The following is a 4,090-nucleotide window of genomic DNA, read 5'->3' on the forward strand; positions in this document are numbered from 1 at the left end:
GGCAAGCCCGGCTCCCACAAGGAATCGCGTTCACCTGTGGGAGTCGGGCTTGCCCGCGATGCGGCCAGTAGTCTCACGCCTCATATCAGGGTTGGAACGCGCCGATAAAGATCGCCGGGTCCACTCGCGCATCGTTGAGGCTGACGTTCCAATGCATGTGTGGCCCGGTCGCACGGCCTGTGGAGCCGACCTTGCCGACCACGGCGCCGCGTGCCAGTTGATCACCCACCTTCACATCGATCTTCGACATATGGCAGAACATGCTGATAAAGCCCTGGCCGTGGTCGACGAACACGGTATTGCCGTTGAAGAAGTAGTTGCCGGTCAGGATCACTTTACCCGCCGCCGGGGTTTTGATTGGCGTGCCGGCGCCAACGGCGAAGTCCAGGCCCGAGTGCGGGTTGCGCTCCTCACCGTTAAAGAAGCGGCGGACGCCGAACTTGCTCGACAGCGGCCCGTTGACCGGCTTGTCCAGCAGCAGGTTGCTCGGCGTGTTCGGACTGAAACTGCGGTAGGCCTTGAGCTGCACCGCCAGTTCGCCCTCGATGCGTTTAAGTTGCGCCGGGTCCGGGTTCACCTGGCTTTTGTTCTTGAGGGTGATGTGCTGCTCGGGATATTTCTTGAAGCCCACCACAAACGGCAGGCTCTTGGCGCCGCTGGTGATGCGTTCGGTGCCGGGTTTGACCGTTAACGGAATCCCGACAATGGCCAGCCAGTTGTTCTGTTCCTTGACCACCAGCACCGGCCTGTTCAGGTAGGTGGCTTTGGGGGCCGTGGCGGAAGTTCCCAGGTCGATGACCGCGACGCCACCGGGCACAGGCTTGTTCAGAAGACGTGTGATGTAGCTATCGGCGTGAGCATTGAAGGTCAGGCAAACGAGCATCAACAAGCTGAGTAAACGTGGCATCAATCAATCCAATAGCGAAAGGGTGACGGGGGTCAGGTGATTGTCTTCCACCCGTACCTGCAATTGACCCTCACCCAGGCGCGCGGTCAGGCGCTGGCCGGTGTGAGTTTGTGCGGCGTCGCGAATCGCCTGACCGCGCTCATCCAGCAGGATGCTGTAGCCACGACCGAGGGTCGCCAGTGGGCTGACCACGTGCAACGTCTGCACCTGGCTTTGCAGTTGCAGGCGGCGCGCCTTGAGCCCTTCGCGCATCGCGCGGGGCAGGCGTTCGGCGAGGCTGTCCAGGCGTTGGCGCAACAGGGCCAACTGACGGCCGGGGTGCTGGCCGGCGAGGCGGGTTTCCAGGCGGATCAGGCGTTCGCGTCGGGTATTGAGGCTGCGTTCGAAGGCGCGGCGCAGTCGCATGTCCAGATCGTCCAGGCGCTGGGCCTGCTGGCGCAGGCGTTCTCCGGGATGACGCAGGCGGCGGGCCATGCCTTCCAGGCGCAGGCGGTCATGGCTCAGGCGATTGCGCATCAGCATCACCAGGCGGCGGTGCAGGTTTTCAACCTGGCGCACCAGATGGCTCGCGTCTGGAGCGAGCAATTCGGCCGCGGCGGATGGGGTAGGTGCGCGGACGTCGGCGACGAAGTCGCTGATGGACACATCGGTCTCATGCCCGACGGCGCTGACGATGGGCGTGACGCAGGCATCCACCGCACGGGCCACGGCCTCTTCGTTGAAGCACCAGAGGTCTTCCAGCGAACCGCCGCCACGGGCCAGGATCAGCGCGTCAAACCCACGCGCATCAGCCAGTTTCAACGCTCGCACAATCTGCGGGATCGCTTCACGGCCTTGCACGGCCGTGGGGATCAGTGTCAGTTCAACGTTCGGCGCCCGGCGGCGGAACACGCTGATGATGTCGCGGATCACCGCGCCGGTCGGCGAACTGATGATGCCAATGCGCCGAGGATGCGCCGGCAGCGGCACCTTGCGCTCGGCACTGAACAGGCCTTCGGCGCTGAGCTTTTCCTTCAGTGCATCGAAGGCCAGTCGCAGCGCGCCGTCGCCGGCCGGCTCCACGGTGTCGAGAATCAGTTGGTAGTCACCACGGCCCTCGAACAGCGAGACCTTGCCGCGCACTTTCACCGCCAGGCCATCCTTCAGCGCCTGGCGCACCCGCGCCGCATTGTTGCGAAACAGCGCGCAACGCACCTGTGCGCCGCTGTCCTTGAGGGTGAAGTACACATGGCCAGAGGCCGGGCGGGCGAGGTTGGAGATCTCGCCTTCGACCCAGATATTGGTGAACACGTCTTCCAGCAACACTCGCGCGCGGCCGTTGAGCTGGCTGACAGTCAGGACTTCGCGGTCCAGGCCCAGGCGGGCAAAAGGATCTTTAATCATGGGCGGCAGTTTATAGGCATTCGTGCAAGGTTTGGCAGAATTGCTCCACCAGCGCGCTGGGTGTCTGCGCGCAGACCAGAGCCACGGTACTGAGGCAGTCGGGGTCGGCCAAGGGCAAAAAGTGCAGGTTGGCTGGTGCAATGTCCTGCATGGATTTTGGTAACAAGGCAATACCGAAACCGGCCTGGATCAGCTGCAGTTGGGTGGTCTTGCGCGACATCACTCGTGCCGACTTGGGAAAAAATCCCGCTCGCATGCACAACTCGGCCGACAGATAACTCAGGCCGCCACGCTGAGGATGAGGGATCGAGATAAACGCTTCGTCCTTGAGTTGTTTCAGTTCTATCGGAGTATTGCTGTTCGCCAGCGGATGAATCGGCGGCACCGCGAGCAACAGTTGCTCACTATATAAAGGCTCCACGCGCACGCCTTCACGTTGGCGCAGCACCGGCAGGCGCAACAGGCCGACGTCCAGGCGACCGTCGGCGATTTCCTCCAGTTGCGCTTCAGAGGAGAGTTTGACGATATCCATCGATACGCCGGGGCAGCGCTCCAACCAGGTACTGATGCCCTGCAGCAACGGCCCGCTCATCGGCACGGTGCTCGAATGGCTCAGGCGCAGGGTACCAAGTTGGCCATGACCCACTTGTGTCGCCATCTCGCTGGCCTTGAGTAGTTCACTCAACAGGTTACGTGCCCGTGGGTAGAAAGCCTCTCCCGCAGCGGTGAGGCGGGGCTGGCGTGCGGTACGTTCGAATAGCGGCGTTTGCAGCTGGGTTTCCAGCTCCTTGATCTGTCGGCTCAGGGCTGACTGCGCCACGAACAAACGTTCGGCGGCAGCGCTGAAGCTGCCGCTGTCGGCGATTTCGACGAAGTAGCGCAGTTGGCGGGTGGAAATCACGCGTCATGCCTTTTCGAGATGGGTGGAGGGCTTTGAAGATATTAGTCGCATCCCTCGTCGATGGCTAAAGTGATGACCATCTCTTCAAAGGAATAAGCCCATGAGCCCGGTTGAGCTGATGAGTCAGTGGTCGTTTGGCGGTGTGGACTGGTTGGTGATCGGCCTGGGCGTAGCCGTGGCCTACATTGTGTTCGGCATTGCCGGCTTTGGTACGGCGTTGGTGGCGGGGCCGATCCTGATTGTGTTTATGCCACTGTCGAAGATCATTCCGCTGCTAGTGTTGCTGGATTTCGTCGCCGCCTTCGGCAATCTGTTGCAATCACGACGCGAGGTGAGCAAGCCGGAGTTGTTGCGTTTGCTTCCGTGCATGGCTATTGGTTGCACGCTCGGTGTGGTGTTTTTGCTCAACCTGCATTCGGATCTGTTGCTGTTGTTGATGGGGCTGTTTATCAGCGCCTATGCGGTCTACAGCTTGGCAGTGAAGGCACGGCCCGCCCAACTGGCGGCGGGTTGGTCGATTCCCATGGGCACCGTCGGTGGTTTGTTCGGCGCATTGTTCGGCAGTGGTGGTTTTTTGTATGCGATCTATCTGAACAGCCGCCTGCCCAAGGACGCGGCGCGCGCCACGCAAAGCGCGCTGATCAGTTGCAGCACGGTGGTGCGCCTGAGCCTGTTCCTGATCGCCGGAGTGTATGCTGACTTACCGCTGTTGATGCTGGCGCTGTGTCTATTGCCGGCGATGGCCCTGGGGTTGTGGTGTGGGCGCAGGCTGACTATGCGCATGTCCCGAGAGGCGTTTGTAAGATTGGTGACCTGGCTGGTGCTGGCCAGTGGGATTGCGTTGATTGGGCGTTACTTGAGCACTTGACCGGATTTCTTCAGGGATTAAGCTGCCAGCC

4 protein-coding genes are annotated in these 4,090 nt (G+C 61.5%); 1 reads left to right on the forward strand and 3 read right to left on the reverse strand.

The window, feature by feature from the left end; genetic code table 11:
* Positions 1-85: 85 nt before the first annotated feature.
* From ACRESD_RS00020 to ACRESD_RS00030, 3 genes are read right to left on the reverse strand one after another with little or no spacing between them, the layout of a single operon-like run.
* Positions 86-907 carry a peptidoglycan DD-metalloendopeptidase family protein gene (locus ACRESD_RS00020; RefSeq protein WP_431749061.1) on the reverse strand — a complete coding sequence of 274 codons (822 nt, stop codon included), beginning with the start codon at positions 905-907 and terminating at the stop codon, positions 86-88.
* Between the two features lie 3 nt (positions 908-910).
* Positions 911-2,290, reverse strand: coding sequence for an exodeoxyribonuclease VII large subunit (gene xseA / locus ACRESD_RS00025; protein ID WP_431749062.1), 1,380 nt, complete (start codon positions 2,288-2,290; stop codon positions 911-913).
* 10 nt (positions 2,291-2,300) lie between these two features.
* Complete coding sequence (locus ACRESD_RS00030) at positions 2,301-3,191, reverse strand: LysR family transcriptional regulator (protein WP_431749063.1); 891 nt, start codon at positions 3,189-3,191, stop codon at positions 2,301-2,303.
* 100 nt (positions 3,192-3,291) lie between these two features.
* Here ACRESD_RS00030 and ACRESD_RS00035 point away from each other — a divergent pair, with 100 nt between their 5' ends.
* Positions 3,292-4,059: a sulfite exporter TauE/SafE family protein gene (locus tag ACRESD_RS00035; RefSeq protein ID WP_431749064.1), complete on the forward strand. Its 768-nt coding sequence runs from the start codon at positions 3,292-3,294 to the stop codon at positions 4,057-4,059.
* Positions 4,060-4,090: the final 31 nt, after the last annotated feature.

It is taken from the genome of Pseudomonas sp. (assembly GCF_050739995.1).
GTDB lineage: Bacteria > Pseudomonadota > Gammaproteobacteria > Pseudomonadales > Pseudomonadaceae > Aquipseudomonas.

What these genes read in the sequence shown, in the direction of transcription:
- ACRESD_RS00035 (WP_431749064.1), top strand. Translation starts at nt 3,292, where the DNA reads ATGAGCCCGGTTGAGCTGATGAGTCAGTGGTCGTTTGGCGGTGTGGAC.
- xseA (WP_431749062.1), bottom strand. Translation starts at nt 2,290, where the DNA reads ATGATTAAAGATCCTTTTGCCCGCCTGGGCCTGGACCGCGAAGTCCTG.
- ACRESD_RS00020 (WP_431749061.1), bottom strand. Translation starts at nt 907, where the DNA reads ATGCCACGTTTACTCAGCTTGTTGATGCTCGTTTGCCTGACCTTCAAT.